Annotated in this window: 17 protein-coding genes and 1 tRNA gene; 15 read left to right on the plus strand and 3 right to left on the minus strand. The window is 49.1% G+C overall.

Features of this window, described 5'->3' with window-relative positions; all coding sequences use genetic code 11:
- Positions 1-43 precede the first annotated feature (43 nt).
- From H591_RS0107715 to lipA, 13 genes are all read left to right on the plus strand, one after another.
- Positions 44-802: an SDR family oxidoreductase gene (locus tag H591_RS0107715; RefSeq protein WP_022966376.1), complete on the plus strand. Its 759-nt coding sequence runs from the start codon at positions 44-46 to the stop codon at positions 800-802.
- A gap of 241 nt (positions 803-1,043) precedes the next feature.
- On the plus strand, positions 1,044-2,309 hold the full coding sequence (locus tag H591_RS0107720) for a glutamate-5-semialdehyde dehydrogenase (protein ID WP_022966377.1): 1,266 nt from the start codon (positions 1,044-1,046) through the stop codon (positions 2,307-2,309).
- Positions 2,302-2,943, plus strand: a complete 642-nt coding sequence (gene nadD / locus H591_RS0107725; RefSeq protein ID WP_022966378.1) for a nicotinate-nucleotide adenylyltransferase — start codon at positions 2,302-2,304, stop codon at positions 2,941-2,943. The genes H591_RS0107720 and nadD overlap by 8 nt, the downstream gene beginning before the upstream one ends.
- 21 nt (positions 2,944-2,964) lie before the next feature.
- A complete protein-coding gene (gene rsfS, locus H591_RS0107730; RefSeq protein WP_022966379.1) occupies positions 2,965-3,327 on the plus strand; it encodes a ribosome silencing factor in 363 nt (120 codons plus the stop codon).
- A complete protein-coding gene (rlmH, locus tag H591_RS0107735) occupies positions 3,328-3,795 on the plus strand; it encodes a 23S rRNA (pseudouridine(1915)-N(3))-methyltransferase RlmH (protein WP_022966380.1) in 468 nt (155 codons plus the stop codon).
- 9 nt (positions 3,796-3,804) lie between these two features.
- Positions 3,805-5,700, plus strand: coding sequence for a penicillin-binding protein 2 (mrdA, locus tag H591_RS0107740; RefSeq protein ID WP_022966381.1), 1,896 nt, complete (start codon positions 3,805-3,807; stop codon positions 5,698-5,700).
- Entirely contained in the window at positions 5,697-6,842 is a 1,146-nt protein-coding gene (rodA, locus tag H591_RS0107745) for a rod shape-determining protein RodA (protein WP_022966382.1), read from the plus strand. The genes mrdA and rodA overlap by 4 nt, the downstream gene beginning before the upstream one ends.
- Positions 6,843-6,851: 9 nt before the next feature.
- The gene (gene mltB, locus H591_RS0107750) at positions 6,852-7,859 is read left to right on the plus strand and encodes a lytic murein transglycosylase B (RefSeq protein ID WP_022966383.1); all 1,008 of its coding nucleotides are present in this window, start codon (positions 6,852-6,854) and stop codon (positions 7,857-7,859) included.
- Positions 7,860-7,861: 2 nt separating this feature from the next.
- Positions 7,862-8,869: a septal ring lytic transglycosylase RlpA family protein gene (locus H591_RS0107755; protein ID WP_022966384.1), complete on the plus strand. Its 1,008-nt coding sequence runs from the start codon at positions 7,862-7,864 to the stop codon at positions 8,867-8,869.
- 92 nt (positions 8,870-8,961) lie between these two features.
- Positions 8,962-10,158 (plus strand): D-alanyl-D-alanine carboxypeptidase family protein, encoded by a 1,197-nt coding sequence (locus H591_RS0107760; RefSeq protein ID WP_022966385.1) that lies wholly within the window; start codon positions 8,962-8,964, stop codon positions 10,156-10,158.
- Positions 10,159-10,287: 129 nt separating this feature from the next.
- On the plus strand, positions 10,288-10,569 hold the full coding sequence (locus H591_RS0107765; RefSeq protein ID WP_022966386.1) for a DUF493 domain-containing protein: 282 nt from the start codon (positions 10,288-10,290) through the stop codon (positions 10,567-10,569).
- On the plus strand, positions 10,569-11,228 hold the full coding sequence (gene lipB, locus H591_RS0107770; protein ID WP_022966387.1) for a lipoyl(octanoyl) transferase LipB: 660 nt from the start codon (positions 10,569-10,571) through the stop codon (positions 11,226-11,228). The genes H591_RS0107765 and lipB overlap by 1 nt, the downstream gene beginning before the upstream one ends.
- Complete coding sequence (lipA, locus tag H591_RS0107775; protein ID WP_022966388.1) at positions 11,221-12,198, plus strand: lipoyl synthase; 978 nt, start codon at positions 11,221-11,223, stop codon at positions 12,196-12,198. Before lipB ends, lipA begins: the two co-directional genes overlap by 8 nt.
- 97 nt (positions 12,199-12,295) lie before the next feature.
- Here the strand turns inward: lipA and fdxA are convergent, their stop codons facing one another.
- Both fdxA and mutS read right to left on the minus strand, forming a co-directional pair.
- On the minus strand, positions 12,296-12,619 hold the full coding sequence (gene fdxA / locus H591_RS0107780; protein ID WP_022966389.1) for a ferredoxin FdxA: 324 nt from the start codon (positions 12,617-12,619) through the stop codon (positions 12,296-12,298).
- A gap of 133 nt (positions 12,620-12,752) precedes the next feature.
- Complete coding sequence (gene mutS / locus H591_RS0107785) at positions 12,753-15,323, minus strand: DNA mismatch repair protein MutS (protein WP_022966390.1); 2,571 nt, start codon at positions 15,321-15,323, stop codon at positions 12,753-12,755.
- A gap of 174 nt (positions 15,324-15,497) precedes the next feature.
- Between mutS and H591_RS0107795 the strand changes: the two genes are divergently transcribed.
- Positions 15,498-15,701 carry a hypothetical protein gene (locus H591_RS0107795; protein WP_156853158.1) on the plus strand — a complete coding sequence of 68 codons (204 nt, stop codon included), beginning with the start codon at positions 15,498-15,500 and terminating at the stop codon, positions 15,699-15,701.
- A gap of 87 nt (positions 15,702-15,788) precedes the next feature.
- Here the strand turns inward: H591_RS0107795 and H591_RS0107800 are convergent.
- Positions 15,789-15,875: transfer RNA gene (locus tag H591_RS0107800), tRNA-Leu, on the minus strand.
- A gap of 107 nt (positions 15,876-15,982) precedes the next feature.
- Here H591_RS0107800 and queA point away from each other — a divergent pair.
- Positions 15,983-17,029 (plus strand): tRNA preQ1(34) S-adenosylmethionine ribosyltransferase-isomerase QueA, encoded by a 1,047-nt coding sequence (queA, locus tag H591_RS0107805; RefSeq protein WP_028244281.1) that lies wholly within the window; start codon positions 15,983-15,985, stop codon positions 17,027-17,029.
- Positions 17,030-17,032: the final 3 nt, after the last annotated feature.

Raw genomic sequence — 17,032 nt, forward strand, 5'->3', positions numbered from 1 at the left:
CAGTTTAGTACTCAATGACAGATTTGAATAAAAGAGAGTTGATATGCAGTTAAAAGATAAAGTGATCATTATCACCGGCGGTGGCCAAGGTTTAGGTCGTGCGATGGCTGAGTACTTGGCAGGAAAGGGCGCGCAATTAGCACTGGTCGATTTAGATCAAAGTAAGCTTGATGCAGCGGTTGCTGCCTGTCAGAGCCTTGGTGCACAAACGCGTGCGTATCTTTGTAACGTGGCCAATGAAGAGCAAGTTAACCATATGGTTGCGCAAGTGGCTGATGACTTCGGCGCGATTAACGGTTTAGTCAATAATGCCGGTATTTTGCGTGATGGTCTGACGATCCGTGTGAAAGATGGTGAGATGAGCAAAATGAGTCTGGCCAACTGGCAGGCGGTGATTGACGTTAATCTGACAGGTGTCTTCCTTTGTACCCGTGAAGTGGCCGCGAAGATGATTGAGTTAAACAATCATGGCGCTATCGTAAATATTTCTTCAATTTCACGTGCCGGTAATATGGGGCAAGCGAACTATTCTGCAGCTAAAGCAGGTGTGGCCGCGGATACTGTGGTGTGGGCAAAAGAGCTCGCGCGTTATGGCATTCGTGTAGCTGGCGTTGCGCCTGGCTTTATCGAAACTGAAATGACCTTAGGTATGAAGCCCGAAGCGTTGGAGAAAATGACTGCAGGCATTCCTTTGCGTCGCATGGGTAAGCCAGAAGAGATCGCCCACTCAGTCGCGTACATCTTTGAAAATGACTACTACACCGGTCGCATTCTTGAACTCGATGGTGGTTTGCGTTTGTAATCAGCCACGTAAGCATTAGCAATTACTTATCGTCACTGCCAATGCTTAATTAATGATGTGAAAGTTATAAAGCCGCGTAAAATTTATGCAGTGGCTATAAGACCAGCTGACTGGCTCACTTGATGTTTTAGTTGAGCGCAGTTGATTGAGCGTTTTTGTCCATTTTTAAACTATCTGTGCGTTTGTACTGCGACATCGCTATAATCCAGACCTATTTAACTTTTGACTTTGGTTTGATGCTATGACCGAACTTGTTGTTGACTACATGCAGCGCCTTGGCGAGTCTGCGCGTGAGGCTTCGCGTGTGTTGGCAAGAGCCAGTACTGCGCAAAAAAATCAGGCTTTATTAGCCACAGCTGTTGCTTTAGATAAATCCCGTGATGCTTTATTAGCGGCGAATGAGTTGGATATGCAGGCCGGCCGCGCCAATGGCTTAGACGATGCCATGCTTGATCGTCTGGCTTTAAGCTCCAAGCGCATTGATGAGATGATTGAAGGCCTCAAGCAAGTGGCTGCACTGCCTGATCCAATCGGCGAGATCCGTGATATGCACTTTGTGCCGTCAGGGATCCAAGTCGGTAAGATGCGCGTGCCGCTAGGTGTGATTGGCATCATTTATGAGTCACGTCCTAACGTAACAGTGGAAGCGGCTAGCTTATGTATTAAGTCAGGTAACGCAACGATTTTACGTGGCGGTTCTGAAGCGATTCATTCCAACCAAGCGATTGCTAAGTGCTTAAATGAAGGCTTGGCAGAAGCTGGTTTCCCGGCAACAGCAGTACAAGTGGTGGAAACCACTGACCGTGCTGCAGTCGGCGCATTAATCACCATGCCTAAATACGTAGACGTGATTGTCCCGCGTGGTGGTAAAGGCTTAATTGAGCGTATCAGTCGTGATGCAAAGGTGCCGGTGATTAAGCATTTAGATGGAGTGTGCCATGTGTATGTCGATCAGGCCGCTGATGCAGAAAAAGCAATTCGTATTGCCGATAACTCGAAAACTCAGCGTTATGCACCCTGCAATGCAATGGAAACCCTTTTAGTACATGAGTCGCAAGTCGACGCTGTATTGCGTCCGCTGTTTGATATTTATGAGGCTAAAAAGGTTGAATTGCGTGGCTGTGAGAAAACCTGCGCTTTATTTGTTGGACGAGTTAAGCCAGTTACTGCAGAAGATTGGGCAGCCGAGTACAATGCACCGATTCTAGCGATTCGTATTGTCGCATCGCTTGAAGAGGCGATTGAACACATCAATACCTACGGTTCTCAACATACCGATAGCATTGTCACAGAAAACTTCACTGATGCACGTCGATTCTTAACCGAAGTAGACTCCAGCTCAGTGATGATTAATGCCTCAACCCGCTTTGCCGATGGTTTTGAATATGGGTTGGGCGCGGAGATTGGTATTTCCACTGATAAGCTGCATGCTCGTGGTCCTGTCGGTTTACTCGGCTTAACCAGTGAAAAGTATGTGGTGTTTGGTGACGGACACGTGCGTGGCTAAGCGAATTGGTATGCTTGGCGGTACTTTTGATCCGGTGCATATCGGGCATTTGCGCAGCGCCTTGGAGGTTGCCGAAAGTTATGCACTCGATAAGCTGCTGTTGATTCCTAGTGCCCGGCCGCCACACAGAGACACTCCGCAAGTCAGTGCTCAGCAGCGCTTAGAAATGGTGCAGCTGGCAGTAGCGGATGTTGAAATGCTCAGTGTCGATGATCGCGAGTTACGTCGTGATAAACCGTCATGGAGCATTGATACCTTGTTATCATTGCGTGCTGAACTCGATGAGCAGGATCAATTGTTACTGATTTTAGGTTGGGATGCATTTTGCGGCTTGCCCAACTGGCATCGCTGGAGCGAGCTATTAGATTATTGTCATATTTTAGTCTTGCAGCGTCCTGATGCAGATATTGAAGCGCCACAAGTCCTACGCGATTTAGTGGCTGCCAAAAGCGTGAGCGGTCCGCAAACTTTACACGGCCCTAGTGGTCAAATCGCCTTTGTATGGCAAACACCGTTGGCTGTTTCAGCAACACAAATTAGACATTTATTAGCAACACAACGTTGCGTACGGTATTTGGTACCAGATACTGTTTTTAAATATATTTACGCTCACCGACTCTATCAAGAGTCATGAGCTTTTGAGGCTAGATACCCAATGCAAAATGAACAACTTGTTAAAATAGTGACGGCTGCTTTAGAAGAAGTTAAAGCCAAAGACATCGTCACCATTGATGTACGTGGTAAAACCAGTATCACTGACTTTATGATTATCGCTTCAGGCGGTTCAGCGCGTCAGGTTAAGGCATTGGCAGAAAACGTTATCGACAAAGCGAAAGAAAATGGCGTTCGACCTGTTGGTAGTGAAGGTTTGGACGGTGGCGAGTGGGCCTTAATTGACTTAAATGATGTGGTGGTTCACGTCATGCAAGTTGAAACCCGTGAGCATTATGACTTAGAGCGTCTTTGGCAGGGCGCTGAGCAAAGCCGTGCACAACACAATGAGCAAGGCGCTGAGTAAGTGCGTATTCGCTTAATTGCTGTAGGTTCAAAGATGCCGCGTTGGGTTGAGGACGGTTGGCACGAATATGCTAAGCGTCTGCCCAGTGAGCTGCCTCTAGAGCTGGTGGAGATTCCTTTGAGCACGCGTGGGAAAAACGCCGATGTACAAAGGTTGATTCGCCAAGAAGGTGATGCAATGTTGGCGAAAGTGCAACCGGGGGAGCGTATTGTCACTCTGGAAGTGCACGGCAAACCTTGGAGCACCGAGCAATTAGCCCAAGAGCTTGAGCGCTGGCGTTTAGAAGCACGCAATGTGAATCTAATGGTTGGCGGTCCTGAAGGCTTAGCGCCACAAGTGTGTGAGCGTAGTGAGCAACGTTGGTCATTGTCGCCCCTGACACTACCGCACCCATTGGTACGAATTCTCCTCGGTGAGCAGATTTATCGTGCATGGACTGTGCTTAATGGTCATCCATATCATAAATAGTGGACGGGTATGCCAGCTCCTATTCGGTTAAAAGACCATGAAGTTGATACGCGACTGATTCGTGGACGGTTACTCGTCGGCGCTGTTGCGGTTATTCTTTTAACCCTGTTGCTAGTGTCTCGCATGTACTACTTGCAAGTGGTGCAATTTGAGCATCACTCAACTTTAGCTGAAAATAACCGCATCCATGTGCAATCGCTGCCGCCCACGCGAGGTATGATTTACGATCGTAATGGTGTCGTGGTTGCTGATAACCGTGCCAGCTTTAGCCTAACTTTGACCCGCGAGCGTGCTGGTGATTGGGAAACAGTTCTGGACTCCATTATTGAGGTCTTAGAGCTTGATGCGGACAGTCGTGAATTGTTTGAGAAGCGGATTCGTCAAGGGCGCCGACCATTTGAGCCTGTGCCGGTGATGTTTGAGTTGACGGAAGAGCAAATTGCCCGCGTCGCGGTGAATCAGTTTCGCTTGCCGGGCGTTGAAGTAGCGGCCAGTTTAGTGCGCTATTACCCGCAAAAAGAGCATTTTGCTCACTCTGTAGGCTATGTCGGGCGGATTAATGAAGGTGAGCTGAAAAAACTTGATGCTGTGAATTACAGCGGTACCCACCATATTGGTAAAACCGGTATCGAGCGGTTTTATGAAGATGAGCTGCATGGTCAGGTTGGCTATGAAGAGGTTGAAACCAATGCGCGCGGGCGTGTCCTGCGTGTATTAAAGCGCGTAGAACCTATTTCTGGGGAAGATATTTATCTGACCCTAGACATCGCTTTGCAAGAAGCAGCAGAGGCAGCGTTGGATGGTCGGCGTGGAGCCATTGTGGCGATTGAGCCCAACACCGGTGAGGTCTTGGCAATGGTCAGTCAGCCCAGTTTTGATCCTAACCCCTTTGTGACCGGTATAAGTTTTAAAGCCTACGGTGAGTTGCGTGACTCACTTGATCAGCCACTGTTTAACCGAGTGCTGCGTGGGCTTTACCCGCCGGGCTCGACCATCAAACCGATGGTGGCGATTGCTGGTTTAGATGCTGGGGTGATTACGCCCAGTACGCGTGTATTTGACCCAGGCTTTTATCAGCTGCCTAATAATAAACACAAGTACCGCAACTGGAACCGTTATGGTGATGGTTGGGTGGATTTGGATTTAGCATTGGCGCGCTCTAACGACACCTATTTTTATGACTTAGCACACAAGCTAGGCATTGATCGTTTACATGATTATATGAGCCGCTTTGGCTTTGGTCAGCGCGTTTCCCTCGATATGTTCGAAGAGACTGCAGGATTGATGCCGTCGCGTGATTGGAAGCGTAACCGTTATCGCCAATCTTGGTATCCGGGAGAGACTTTAATTCTGGGTATCGGTCAAGGCTATATGCAGACAACGCCCCTGCAGCTGGCTCAGTCCACCGCACTAATGGCTTCTAGAGGTAAGTGGATACGTCCACACCTCGCGCGCAGTGTGGGCGGCGTGCAGCCTGTTGATACTGACCCGCCTGCAGACATCGTTTTGCGTGATCAGAAAGCGTGGGAGCCTGCGCGCTTGGGAATGGAGCATGTATTGCATGGCGCACGTGGTACTGCTCGTAAAGTGGGTGATGCTGCTGCCTACCGCATTGCCGGTAAAAGTGGCACCGCACAAGTGGTGGCGATCAAGCAGGGCGAGCGTTATAACCGTGAGAAAACTCAAGAACGCCACCGTGATCATGCATTATTTATTGCCTATGCCCCGGCTGAAAAGCCGCAAATTGCAGTTGCTGTGATGGTTGAGAATGGCGAGTCGGGTTCCGGTGTCGCAGCGCCGGTGGCGAAACAAGTACTAGATGCTTGGCTGCTGGACGAAGAGGGTCTCTTAAAAAGCCAATACCGTCCCGCTGACAGCGTGTTGCCGGTAGGAGTGAAACGATGAATCGCGGTTTTGATCGAGCCTTATCCGATGGTGATGTCTTACGCCGCAGAGCATCGTTCTTGCAGCGCATCCATATTGATGGCTGGTTACTTTTTTTACTGTTGATTCTTGGTGTGATTGGCTTATTTGTACTGTATTCAGCTGGCGGCCGAGATCAAGGTTTATTGATAAAACAGGCTTCATCATTTGGCGTGGGTTTACTGGTTATGGTGGTGGTGGCGCAACTTGAGCCACGCTTTATGGCCAGTTGGTCAGCGCTGATGTATTTAATTGGCGTGGCTCTATTGGTGGTCGTTGATGTGATGGGTCACAACGCGATGGGCGCAACACGCTGGATTAATATTCCTGGAGTCATACGTTTTCAGCCCGCAGAGTTGATGAAAGTGTTTGTGCCCATGACCTTAGCTTGGTATTTGGCACGGCATAACTTGCCACCCACCTTCAAACATATTCTGATCAGTTGTGTGCTGATTGCGGTGCCTTTTGTATTGATTGCGCGTCAACCTGACCTTGGTACGGCGCTGTTGGTTTTGGTTTCTGCGGTTTTTGTGTTGTTTTTAGGTGGCTTGCGTTGGCGCTGGATTCTGAGTGCGGTTGCTGCGGTTGTGCCGATTGCCTTTGGGATGTGGATGTTCGTGATGCATCAATATCAAAAGCAACGGGTCTTGACCTTCTTAAACCCAGAAAGTGATCCGTTGGGCAGTGGCTGGAATATTATCCAGTCAAAAGCAGCAATTGGTTCGGGCGGTGTATATGGCAAAGGCTGGCTACTCGGAACACAATCACATTTGGATTTTTTACCGGAAAGCCATACTGACTTTATTATTGCCGTATTAGGCGAAGAGTTTGGTTTGGTCGGCATTTGTTTATTGTTGCTGGTGTATTTGCTATTGATCGCCCGTGCATTGGTGATTACTCTGCAAGCACAAACAGTCTTCGGTAAGCTGTTAGCTGGCTCGATAACCCTGACATTCTTTATTTACGTGTTTGTTAATGTGGGGATGGTCAGTGGTCTGCTGCCAGTTGTTGGTGTACCGCTGCCCTTTATCAGTTACGGCGGAACTTCTTTGGTTACCCTCTTGTCTGGGTTTGGTATTTTAATGGCGATCCATACGCACCGTAAGTGGATTGCACAATCGTAAGGGTTTTACATGCAAACTGCGCTGTTTCGAAGCAAAAAATTAGTGGCGTGCTTAGGTTTAGCCCTAGCGACTGCATCTGTCTATGCAAAAGAAAATAGTTATGCACAGCATCCGCTGACTGCACCCTTTATCGAAGAAATGAGCACCGAGTTTGGTTTTCTGCCTGAGCCTCTGCAGGCGATTTTTACTGATGCTGAGCGTAAACAAGTCATTTTAGACGCCATTTCCCGTCCTGCAGAGCGAGTTAAGCAGTGGAAAGACTACCGTCCGATTTTTATTACTCAAGCACGTGTGGATAAAGGCCTAGAGTTTTGGGCGAAAAATCAAGAAGCCTTACAGCGCGCTGAACAAGAATACGGTGTGCCGGCTGAGTTTATTGTCGCCATTATCGGCGTCGAGACCATTTATGGCGGCAACACCGGCAGCTATCGGGTGATTGATGCCTTATCAACCTTGGCTTTTGATTATCCGCCGCGAGCGCCTTTCTTTCGCCAGCAACTTAAAGAGTACTTACTGCTAACCCGCGAGGAGCAAGTGGATCCCTTAAGTCTTAAAGGATCTTACGCCGGAGCCATGGGCTTGCCACAGTTTATGCCTGGTAGTTTTCGAGCCTACGCAGTTGATTTTGATCACGATGGCCATATTGATATATGGCAGAACCCCACCGATGCGGTGGGCAGCGTCGCCAACTACTTTATTAAACATGGTTGGAAGCCAGGGCAGCCGGTTGTTGTGCGTGCGGATTTAAAAGCGGTAGCGGTTGCCGAAAAAGGTTTATCCGACAGTTTGGATCCAAAAATCACTGTCAAGCAACTGCAAAAGTTAGGCTGGACGCCACGTTCAGCTTTAGATGCCAAGCAAAAAGTCACGGCTTTCCGTTTAGAAGCTGAGCAAGGTAATGAATATTGGATCGGTTTGGCGAATTTTCATGCTATAACGCGCTATAATCGCAGCGTGATGTATGCCATGGCCGTTAATGAGCTGGCTGAGTTATTAGTCGCCGCACGTAAGGATTAACAATGTTTAAACACAGTGCGCAAGTTTTGATTGCAGCTGCTGTCGGCGTGGCCTTGATTAGCTGTTCTTCGAGCAGTCCTAAAGGTCCACAGCCGCAGCCGGTGATTCGCAATGGCTCGATCAGCGGTCCAAGCGATTTCAAACAACCAGGTAGCGATGGTGCGCCTTGGTGGTCAGTTGATGTCTCGCGCATTCCAGATGCTGTGCCAATGCCGCATCAAGGCAGCTTTAAAGCCGCACCTTACACTGTGCGTGGCAGTCGCTATTTCCCTATTCAAGACGCTCGTAACTATAAAGTGACCGGTACTGCTTCTTGGTATGGCACGAAGTTTCATGGTCGTGATACGGCTAATGGTGAGACTTTCGATTTATACGGTATGACCGCAGCGCATAAAACTCTACCGTTACCCAGTTACGTTAAAGTCACTAACTTAGAGAACGGTCGCAGCGTGACATTACGTGTCAATGACCGTGGTCCGTTTTATTCTGACCGTATTATTGATTTGTCGTTTGCGGCAGCAAAAAAGCTGGGTTATGCCGAAAAAGGTGTCGCGCGTGTCAGCGTTGAGGGTATTGATCCGCATGAATGGTGGGCTGCACATGGACAAAAAGTGCCAATGGCTGGCGCCGCTTATCCGGTGGCCAATGCTAAACCTTTGAGCTTGCCATCTTTGCCGCAAGAGCCAGAAGCCTATACGCCGCCGCTTGAGCAGCATGCTGGCGCATTACTGCCAGTAGAGATTGACTCAAAAAAAAACGCTTTTTTACCAGCAGATGGCCTATATCTCCAAGTCGGAGCCTTCGCCAATCCCGACGCTGCGCAACTGCTGAGGGACAAGCTGAGTACGCTGACCAGTGCGCCGGTGTTTATCAATTCAGTGGTGCGCAACCAGCAAGTACTCCATCGCGTGCGCATGGGGCCGGTACCGAATCAGAACGAGGCTGAAAACTTAAAAGATCGCGTGCGTTTAGCGAACTTAGGGCAGGCCGCTTTAGTCTCAGCTGAGTAAGGGTTTAAGCACAGTGCTTTAGCTTTTACTCAAGTAGCGTATGAATACCGTGAATGGACGCATCCATTTATTTTTAAAAATTTGAGAGTGGTATGAAAATCAGTCAATTATTACAAACCTTTTGTTTCAGCGCTGTCGCTTGTGTTGCCAGTTATAGCAACGCCGCTCCGACACCAACACCGACACCCACAGCAGCAACTGCGCCCACGGTGATTCCGGCCATGCCAGAGTTGGCTGCTAAGTCTTATGTGTTGATGGATGCTGCCAGCGGCAATATTTTGGTTGAGCACAATGGTGATGAGCGTTTGCCGCCAGCCAGCTTAACTAAATTGATGACCGCCTATATTGCTACAGTTGAAATGAAGCGTGGACAAATTGCTGAACAAGACTTAGTGACCGTCAGCGAAAAAGCTTGGCGCACCGGTGGTTCACGGATGTTTATTGATGTTGGCAAGCAAGTCTCTGTCGATGACTTACTGCACGGTATTATTATTCAGTCGGGTAATGACGCTAGTGTTGCTTTAGCGGAACACATTGCCGGCAGTGAAGAAGCTTTCTCAAGCATGATGAATACTGCTGCAACGCGCTTACATCTCGACAATACGCATTTTATGAATGCCACAGGTTTGCCGTCGGAAGAGCATTACTCGTCAGCCCACGATATGGCCAAGTTGGCGCGTGCGATTATTTATGAAGATCCAGAGCATTATGCGATTTATGCGCAGAAAGAGTTCCTTTGGAATGGCATCAAGCAGCCGAACCGTAACTTACTGCTGTGGCGCGACAAAACCGTTGATGGTTTAAAAACGGGACACACTGATGAGGCCGGCTATTGCTTAGTCGCTTCTGCGGTGCGCGATGATATGCGTTTGATTTCTGTGGTGTTTGGTACGACCAGTGAAGCTGCCCGTGCGGCGGAAACGCAGAAATTATTGACCTATGGTTTTCGCTTTTTTGAAACTAAAACCTTCTATAAAAAAGGCGTAGAACTGGCAGACAGTAAAGTTTGGAAAGGTCAGGAAGACAAAGTGAAGGTTGGTTTGGCCGATGATTTAACTTTAACCTTGCCACGTGGCCAGCTGCAGAAAATGGCGGCCACCATGGTGCTTGATGAAAGCGTAGTTGCTCCGGTTAAGAAGGGCGATCGCCTTGGTGTGGTGGAAGTGCGTTTGGGTAATGAGGTTTTGCACACAGCCGATCTCGTCGCTTTGCAAGACGTTGAAGAAGGTGGCTTTTTCAGCCGCATCATCGATTCCATTCGTATGTTTTTTTACAGCTTATTTAACTAAAGCTTAATTGTTCAAACTAGGTTTGCAGTGCACACTCGAGTACTTGCAAGCCTAAGTATGAACACAGGTATATGCATAGACGGTTTTATCCAAGCCTTCTGCTAAAAGAGCCAAAAGCTCGGAGTTGAGATGACTGAAGACACAGTGCAACAACCACCTAAAATTGAATTTCCTTGCGCGAATTATCCAATTAAAATTATTGGTGACAGTTGCGAGGCTTTTGTTGATATCGTCCTTGAAGTAGTGCAGCGTCACGCGCCAGAAACCGATCCAGCCGCAATTACCCGACGCGACAGTAGCAATGGCCGCTTTTTGTCGGTGCAAGTGCACATTCATGCACAAAGTATTGAGCAACTGGAAAAAATCAACAGTGATTTACGCGAGACGGGCATAGTGCGCATGGTGCTCTAATGTCTAGGTCTGTTGTGGTTCGGCATTTAGGCTGTGTAGCCTACGAGCCAACTTGGCACGCCATGCAGCACTTTACCCAAAACCGTGGCGCCGATACTGCGGACGAAATATGGCTGCTTGAACACCCGCGTGTTTTTACCCAAGGGCAGGCAGGTAAAGCAGAGCATGTGTTAGCCGCTGGCGACATCCCGGTTGTTCAAGTCGATCGCGGTGGACAGGTGACTTACCATGGTCCAGGCCAGTTAGTGGCTTATGTCTTGGTGGATGTGCGCCGCGCAGGCCAAGGCGTACGCGACTTGGTCACGAGCATTGAAAACAGCTTAATTGATCTATTGGCTCAGTATGATATTGCCGCGCAAGCCAAACCTGATGCTCCCGGTGTCTATGTTGGCGATAAAAAAATTGCTTCATTGGGCCTGCGCATTCGTCGCGGCTGTTCTTTTCATGGCTTGGCCTTGAATGTTGATATGGATTTGCAGCCGTTTCAGCGAATTAACCCCTGTGGTTACGCAGGCTTGCACATGACCCAATTGCGTGAAGAGACGCAGCAGCCTGTGGACATGACAGAAGTTAGTGTCCGCCTGCGGGATACGCTCGTCTCACACCTGAAGTTCAGTGAATACATAACCCTTACCGATGGGATTGAATGCTATGAGTAATCAAGAGGCTCCAGTCAGCGCTAAACCCGCTAAAGTTGAAATGGGTGTTAAGTTGCGCGGTGCAGAGAAGTTAGCGCGTATCCCTGTAAAAATTATTCCGACCATTGATGTTCTGCGTAAACCCGATTGGATTCGCGTACGCGTGCCTGTCTCGCCTAAGGTTGAAAGCATTAAACAGACTTTGCGTAAGCACAAGTTACACAGTGTTTGCGAAGAAGCGTCGTGTCCAAACTTAGGCGAATGTTTCTCCAGTGGCACTGCGACCTTTATGATTATGGGTGATATCTGCACCCGTCGCTGTCCATTTTGTGATGTTGGCCATGGCCGTCCTAATCCCTTGGATGAGAATGAGCCGCGCAGCTTAGCGGTCGCGATTGCCGATATGAAGCTTAAATATGTAGTGATTACCTCGGTGGATCGCGATGACTTGCGCGATGGCGGTGCCCAACACTTTGCTGATTGCTTACGTGAAATTCGTGCACTGTCACCCCATGTTCAGCTCGAAACCTTAGTGCCGGACTATCGTGGTCGCATGGATATCGCTTTAGAAATTACTGCGACTGAGCCGCCAGATGTGTTCAATCACAACCTAGAAACCGTACCGCGCTTGTATAAAGCTGCACGTCCGGGTTCTGATTTTGAATGGTCGTTAGATTTGCTTGAGCGTTTTAAGCAGTTGGTACCTGGCGTGCCGACCAAGTCAGGCTTGATGTTGGGGCTTGGTGAGACCGATGAAGAAGTGATTGAAGTGATGAAGCGCATGCGCGAGCATGATATTGACATGCTGACCCTCGGCCAGTATTTGCAGCCATCGCGTGACCACATGCCAGTACAGCGCTACGTGCACCCTGATGTGTTTGCTTGGTTTGCCGAGGAAGGCCTGAAAATGGGCTTTAAGAATGTCGCATCTGGTCCTTTGGTGCGTTCTTCTTATCATGCTGACCAGCAAGCGCACGAAGTACAGTCATAATAAAAAACCCGTATCCGCACAGATTGGCGGATACGGGTTTTTTGATGCGTCGATCAAGCAGTGTGACCCAGTGATTAACTCGATCAGCGAGCGAAGCTTAGCGCTCTAAATATTGCAACTTATCTGCTACGCCATCCCACTCTTCTGCATCGGGCAGAGGATCTTTCTTCTCGCTGATGTTTGGCCAAATATCTGCTAAGTCTTTATTCAACTCAGTATATTCTTGCATGTCATCAGGCACTTCATCCTCTGCAAAAATCGCTTCAGCAGGGCACTCAGGCTCACACAGTGCGCAGTCAATGCACTCGTCTGGATGAATAACCAGAAAGTTTGGGCCTTCATAGAAACAGTCTACAGGGCAGACTTCTACGCAGTCGGTGTACTTGCATTTAACGCAGTTATCAGTGACAACGAAGGTCATAACTAGCTATCTCCTAGGGCTGGTAACTTGTGCTCTATCTACGCAGAGCTGACAAGAAAAAGTTACGCGCGGCGTCAGACCGCGCAATCAGTAAATTAAAGGCAGCAATTCTAACAGCTTGTACTCAATAGCGTTAGATTTGAGACTTCCAAGCATATAACAGATCAAGTGCCTGTTTTGGCGACAACTCGTCTGGATTGGTGTCTTGCAATTCTAGCAGCAGGTGATGCGGCTGCGTAGCGAATAAATCACTTTGCATTGGACGTTGACCATCGGTGCTGCTCTGTTGGGCTTGCATAAGGCTGCTGTCTTCCAGCTGTTTGAGATGCTCACGTGCCCGCGCAATTACCGCAGAGGGTACGCCAGCCAACTGCGCGACCGCGAGACCATAGCTTTGATTGGCAGGGCCACTACGGACATTATGTAGAAACACGATGCGGTCTTGATGCTCAGTGGCAGTCAGGTGCACGTTAGCAACGCTGCTTAAGCGCTCTGGCAGTGATGTCAGCTCAAAATAATGCGTGGCAAACAATGTCCAAGCTTTCAATTCAGCCAATTGTTCAGCGGCTGCCCAGGCTAAGGATAGACCATCAAATGTGCTGGTACCGCGGCCCACTTCATCCATGAGGACCAAGCTGTTGGCACTGGCATTGTGCAAAATATTAGCTGTTTCGCTCATTTCCACCATAAAGGTAGAGCGACCACCCGCCAGGTCATCGCTGGAACCAATGCGGGTAAAAATGCGGTCGACTAAGGATAGCGCACAGTGCTGTGCAGGAACAAAGCTACCGATGTGCGCGAGCAGTACGATCAATGCGGTCTGGCGCATGTAGGTGGACTTACCGCCCATGTTTGGACCAGTAATGATCAGCATGCGCGTTTCATCGTCCATTTCCACATCATTGGCGACAAAAGGCGTGGTTAATACATGCTCGACCACTAAGTGACGGCCTTGCTTGATATCCAGCAGCGGTTGCTCGGTAAAGTCTGGACGGCACAGATCGAGGCTCAGCGCGCGCTCAGCTAAATTGCTGATCACATCCAGTTCAGCTAATGCTGCCGCGCTGTTTTGTAGCGGTGCAATATGGGTAATTAGAATGTCCAGTAACTCATCATACAGCTGCTTTTCACGGGCGAGGGCACGGCTCTTAGCTGAGAGGGCTTTATCTTCAAATGTTTTTAATTCTGGGGTGATAAAACGCTCGGCACCTTTCAGGGTTTGCCGACGAATATAATCAGCTGGCGCTTGCTCTGCTTGCTTGGTTGGAATTTCAATAAAGTAACCGTGGACACGGTTGTAGCCGACTTTTAGGTTAGCCAGGCCGGTGCGTGCTTTCTCGCGGGTTTCTAGATCGATTAAATACTGTCCAGCGTTCTCACTGATCGATAGCAGCTCATCTAACTCAGCGTCATAGCCTATTTTTAATACGCCTCCTTCACGAATCACCGCTGGTGGATTATCAATAATCGCGCGGCTTAACGTCTCTGAAAGTTCGGGGTAAACGCTTATGGCTGTGGCGAGTTGCTGGATGCGAGCAATATCAAGGCTTTTCAGCACCTCTTGTAACGCCGGTAGTGCATTGAGTGCATCGCGCAGACGCGCTAAGTCGCGTGGGCGTGCACTGCGCAAACTGATACGCGCTAAGATCCGCTCAATATCACCGATGTCTTTGAGTGCCGGCTGCACACTCTCAAAATGATAGTCATTGAGCAGGTAGGCAATCGCATCTTGACGTGCTTCTAGCACTGCGCGCTGGCGCAATGGACGATTCAACCAGCGACTCAGTAAGCGGCTGCCCATGCTGGTCTGACAGCGATCGATCACTGATTGCAAAGTGTTGTCGCGACCGCCAGAGAGATTTTTATCCAACTCGAGGTTGCGCCGTGTGGCCGCGTCCAGCACCACTGTTTCACTGATGCGCTCATGATAAAGACTGCGGATATGCGGCAGTGCGGTACGCTGAGTTTCTTTGGCGTAATTTAATAAACTGCCGGCTGCGCCGATGGCAAATGATAGTTGCTCACAGCCAAAGCCTTTCAGGTCTTGGGTAGAAAATTGTTGGCACAAAGCTTTGAGGGCGCTGTCGTAATCAAAATCCCATGGTGCGCGACGCTGGGTGCCACGACGTTTTTCTAGAGCGCTTGGCACCGACCAGTCATCAGGAATTAACAACTCAGCAGGGTTGATGCGCTCAATTTCGGCAAGCACGTTTTCTTCATTGTGCAGTTCTTGCACACTGAAGCGTCCGCTGCTGATATCTAAAACGGCCAAGCCAAACAGGTTATCTTTACCCAGTAGTGCCGCAACTAAATTGTCGCGTCGGTCATCCATTAAGGCTTCATCGCTGACCGTGCCGGGCGTTAGGATTCGCACCACTTGCCGTTCAACTGGGCCTTTGGTGGTAGTGGCCGGGTCGCCGGTTTGCTCACAGATGACCACTGATTCGCCAAGACTGACTAAGCGCGCGAGATAGCCTTCAGCGGCATGAAAAGGAATGCCCGCCATCGGGATCACACTACCGGCAGACTGTCCGCGCGAGGTAAGGGTGATATCCAGTAGTTGCGAGGCTTTTTTTGCATCGTCATAAAAGAGTTCATAAAAATCACCCATGCGATAAAACATGATCTGATCAGGGTGTTGATTTTTCAAGCGCCAATACTGTTGCATCATCGGCGTGTGGTTACTTAAATCTGTAGCACTCATAATGAACTGACTCAATTGCGTTGCAAAAGCGCTAGTCTAGCGGATTGCACAAAAAATTTATGCACTGCCAAGGCTTGCTGCGCTGAAAATGGCGGCGAAAGTGCAAGTTGGGCAGGCGGATTAAATAAAAGTTGAGCTGTTAAGCTGCAGCGTAGGGTAACTGGAGGCATGCAAATGGTGGACGAAACAAAAAGTAAACAGGCTGACACATTATGCGATGACATTCTGCCGTATGAACAAGCGCAGGCGCACATACCTGTGGAGGATCCTTTGTCAGCGATTAAAACCATGCGTTTAGAGCAGTTGGTTGTCTGTAGGCTTAAGTCGGGGCAAAAGAGGCACAAGGTTCGTGACGATTTGGATAAGGTTTCGAAATAACAGGATGTAACGCAGTGATCGATCAAAAATATTTTATTGCAGACATAAAAAAGCCCCTAAGTCCGAAAACTTAAGGGCTAAAGAAATTGGTGCCTCGGGGGAGAATCGAACTCCCACGTTGTTACCAACGGCGGATTTTGAATCCGCTGCGTCTACCAATTCCGCCACCGAGGCATGGCGCGGAATTATAGAGATGCTTTGTGGATCGGTCAAATGATTTCGCATGGTCAGATGCAATTATTTCCGTTAAGCTTTGCTCCCTCTTATTAATGATCACGATTATGCGCGTTGCCCACTTCCAATTTGATTTGCCCGATGAGCTGATTGCTCGCTATCCTCTCGCCGAACGCCGTGCCAGCCGCCTATTAGTGTTGGATGGTCCAAGTGGCACTATTGCCCACCAACAGTTTGCTGATCTGCTCAGTTATTTGCGCCCAGGCGACTTAATGGTGTTTAACAACACGCGGGTGATTCCCGCGCGCTTGTTTGCCAAGAAGCTTACGGGTGGCAAGCTTGAAGTACTGGTCGAGCGCGTGCTGGATACTGATCGCGTCTTGGCGCATGTGCGTGCCAGTAAAGCGCCTAAGGTTGGCAGTACCATTGAATTTGAAAATGGCACACAAGCGACTTTATTAGCACGTCACGACAGTTTGTTCGAATGGCAGTTTGCCGAGCCGGTATTGCCGCTACTTGAGCGTATTGGTCATATGCCGCTGCCTCCATATATGGAGCGTGACGATGAGCTGGATGATCGCGAGCGTTATCAAACGGTCTATGCCGAGCATGCAGGAGCAGTCGCTGCGCCAACCGCTGGTTTGCATTTTGATGATCAAATGCTGGCGAGTATCGGTGAGTTGGGTGTAGAGACGGCTTTTGTTACTTTACATGTGGGCGCTGGTACTTTTCAGCCAGTAAGGGTGGAAACGCTAGAAGAGCATCAAATGCACCATGAGTGGCTGCAAGTGTCGCAGGATGTGGTTGATGCAGTCGCAGCCTGTAAAGCGCGTGGTGGACGGGTTGTCGCTGTTGGCACTACCAGTGTGCGCTCTTTAGAAAGTGCGGCGCAGGCTAGCGGTGAGCTGCAGGCGTTTGCTGGCGAAACGGATATCTTTTTATACCCAGGGCGTCCATTTCATGTGGTTGATGCGTTGGTGACCAATTTTCACTTATCTGAATCGACTTTATTAATGTTGGTTGCGGCGTTTGCTGGTTACCCAGAAATTATGGATGCCTATCGCAGCGCTGTTGAGCACAATTATCGGTTCTTCAGTTATGGCGATGCCATGTTTATTACGCGCAATCCGCAACCGCGCAGTCCTAAGGAGTGATGC

This window comes from Denitrificimonas caeni DSM 24390 (genome assembly GCF_000421765.1).
In the GTDB taxonomy this organism is placed as follows: domain Bacteria; phylum Pseudomonadota; class Gammaproteobacteria; order Pseudomonadales; family Pseudomonadaceae; genus Denitrificimonas; species Denitrificimonas caeni.

Coding starts and splice junctions, on each gene's coding strand:
- H591_RS0107795 (WP_156853158.1), top strand. CDS start 15,498: ATGGTGGACGAAACAAAAAGTAAACAGGCTGACACATTATGCGATGAC.
- rodA (WP_022966382.1), top strand. CDS start 5,697: ATGAATCGCGGTTTTGATCGAGCCTTATCCGATGGTGATGTCTTACGC.
- mrdA (WP_022966381.1), top strand. CDS start 3,805: ATGCCAGCTCCTATTCGGTTAAAAGACCATGAAGTTGATACGCGACTG.
- H591_RS0107760 (WP_022966385.1), top strand. CDS start 8,962: ATGAAAATCAGTCAATTATTACAAACCTTTTGTTTCAGCGCTGTCGCT.
- queA (WP_028244281.1), top strand. CDS start 15,983: ATGCGCGTTGCCCACTTCCAATTTGATTTGCCCGATGAGCTGATTGCT.
- H591_RS0107765 (WP_022966386.1), top strand. CDS start 10,288: ATGACTGAAGACACAGTGCAACAACCACCTAAAATTGAATTTCCTTGC.
- fdxA (WP_022966389.1), bottom strand. CDS start 12,619: ATGACCTTCGTTGTCACTGATAACTGCGTTAAATGCAAGTACACCGAC.
- lipA (WP_022966388.1), top strand. CDS start 11,221: ATGAGTAATCAAGAGGCTCCAGTCAGCGCTAAACCCGCTAAAGTTGAA.
- mutS (WP_022966390.1), bottom strand. CDS start 15,323: ATGAGTGCTACAGATTTAAGTAACCACACGCCGATGATGCAACAGTAT.
- H591_RS0107755 (WP_022966384.1), top strand. CDS start 7,862: ATGTTTAAACACAGTGCGCAAGTTTTGATTGCAGCTGCTGTCGGCGTG.
- mltB (WP_022966383.1), top strand. CDS start 6,852: ATGCAAACTGCGCTGTTTCGAAGCAAAAAATTAGTGGCGTGCTTAGGT.
- lipB (WP_022966387.1), top strand. CDS start 10,569: ATGTCTAGGTCTGTTGTGGTTCGGCATTTAGGCTGTGTAGCCTACGAG.
- H591_RS0107720 (WP_022966377.1), top strand. CDS start 1,044: ATGACCGAACTTGTTGTTGACTACATGCAGCGCCTTGGCGAGTCTGCG.
- H591_RS0107715 (WP_022966376.1), top strand. CDS start 44: ATGCAGTTAAAAGATAAAGTGATCATTATCACCGGCGGTGGCCAAGGT.
- rsfS (WP_022966379.1), top strand. CDS start 2,965: ATGCAAAATGAACAACTTGTTAAAATAGTGACGGCTGCTTTAGAAGAA.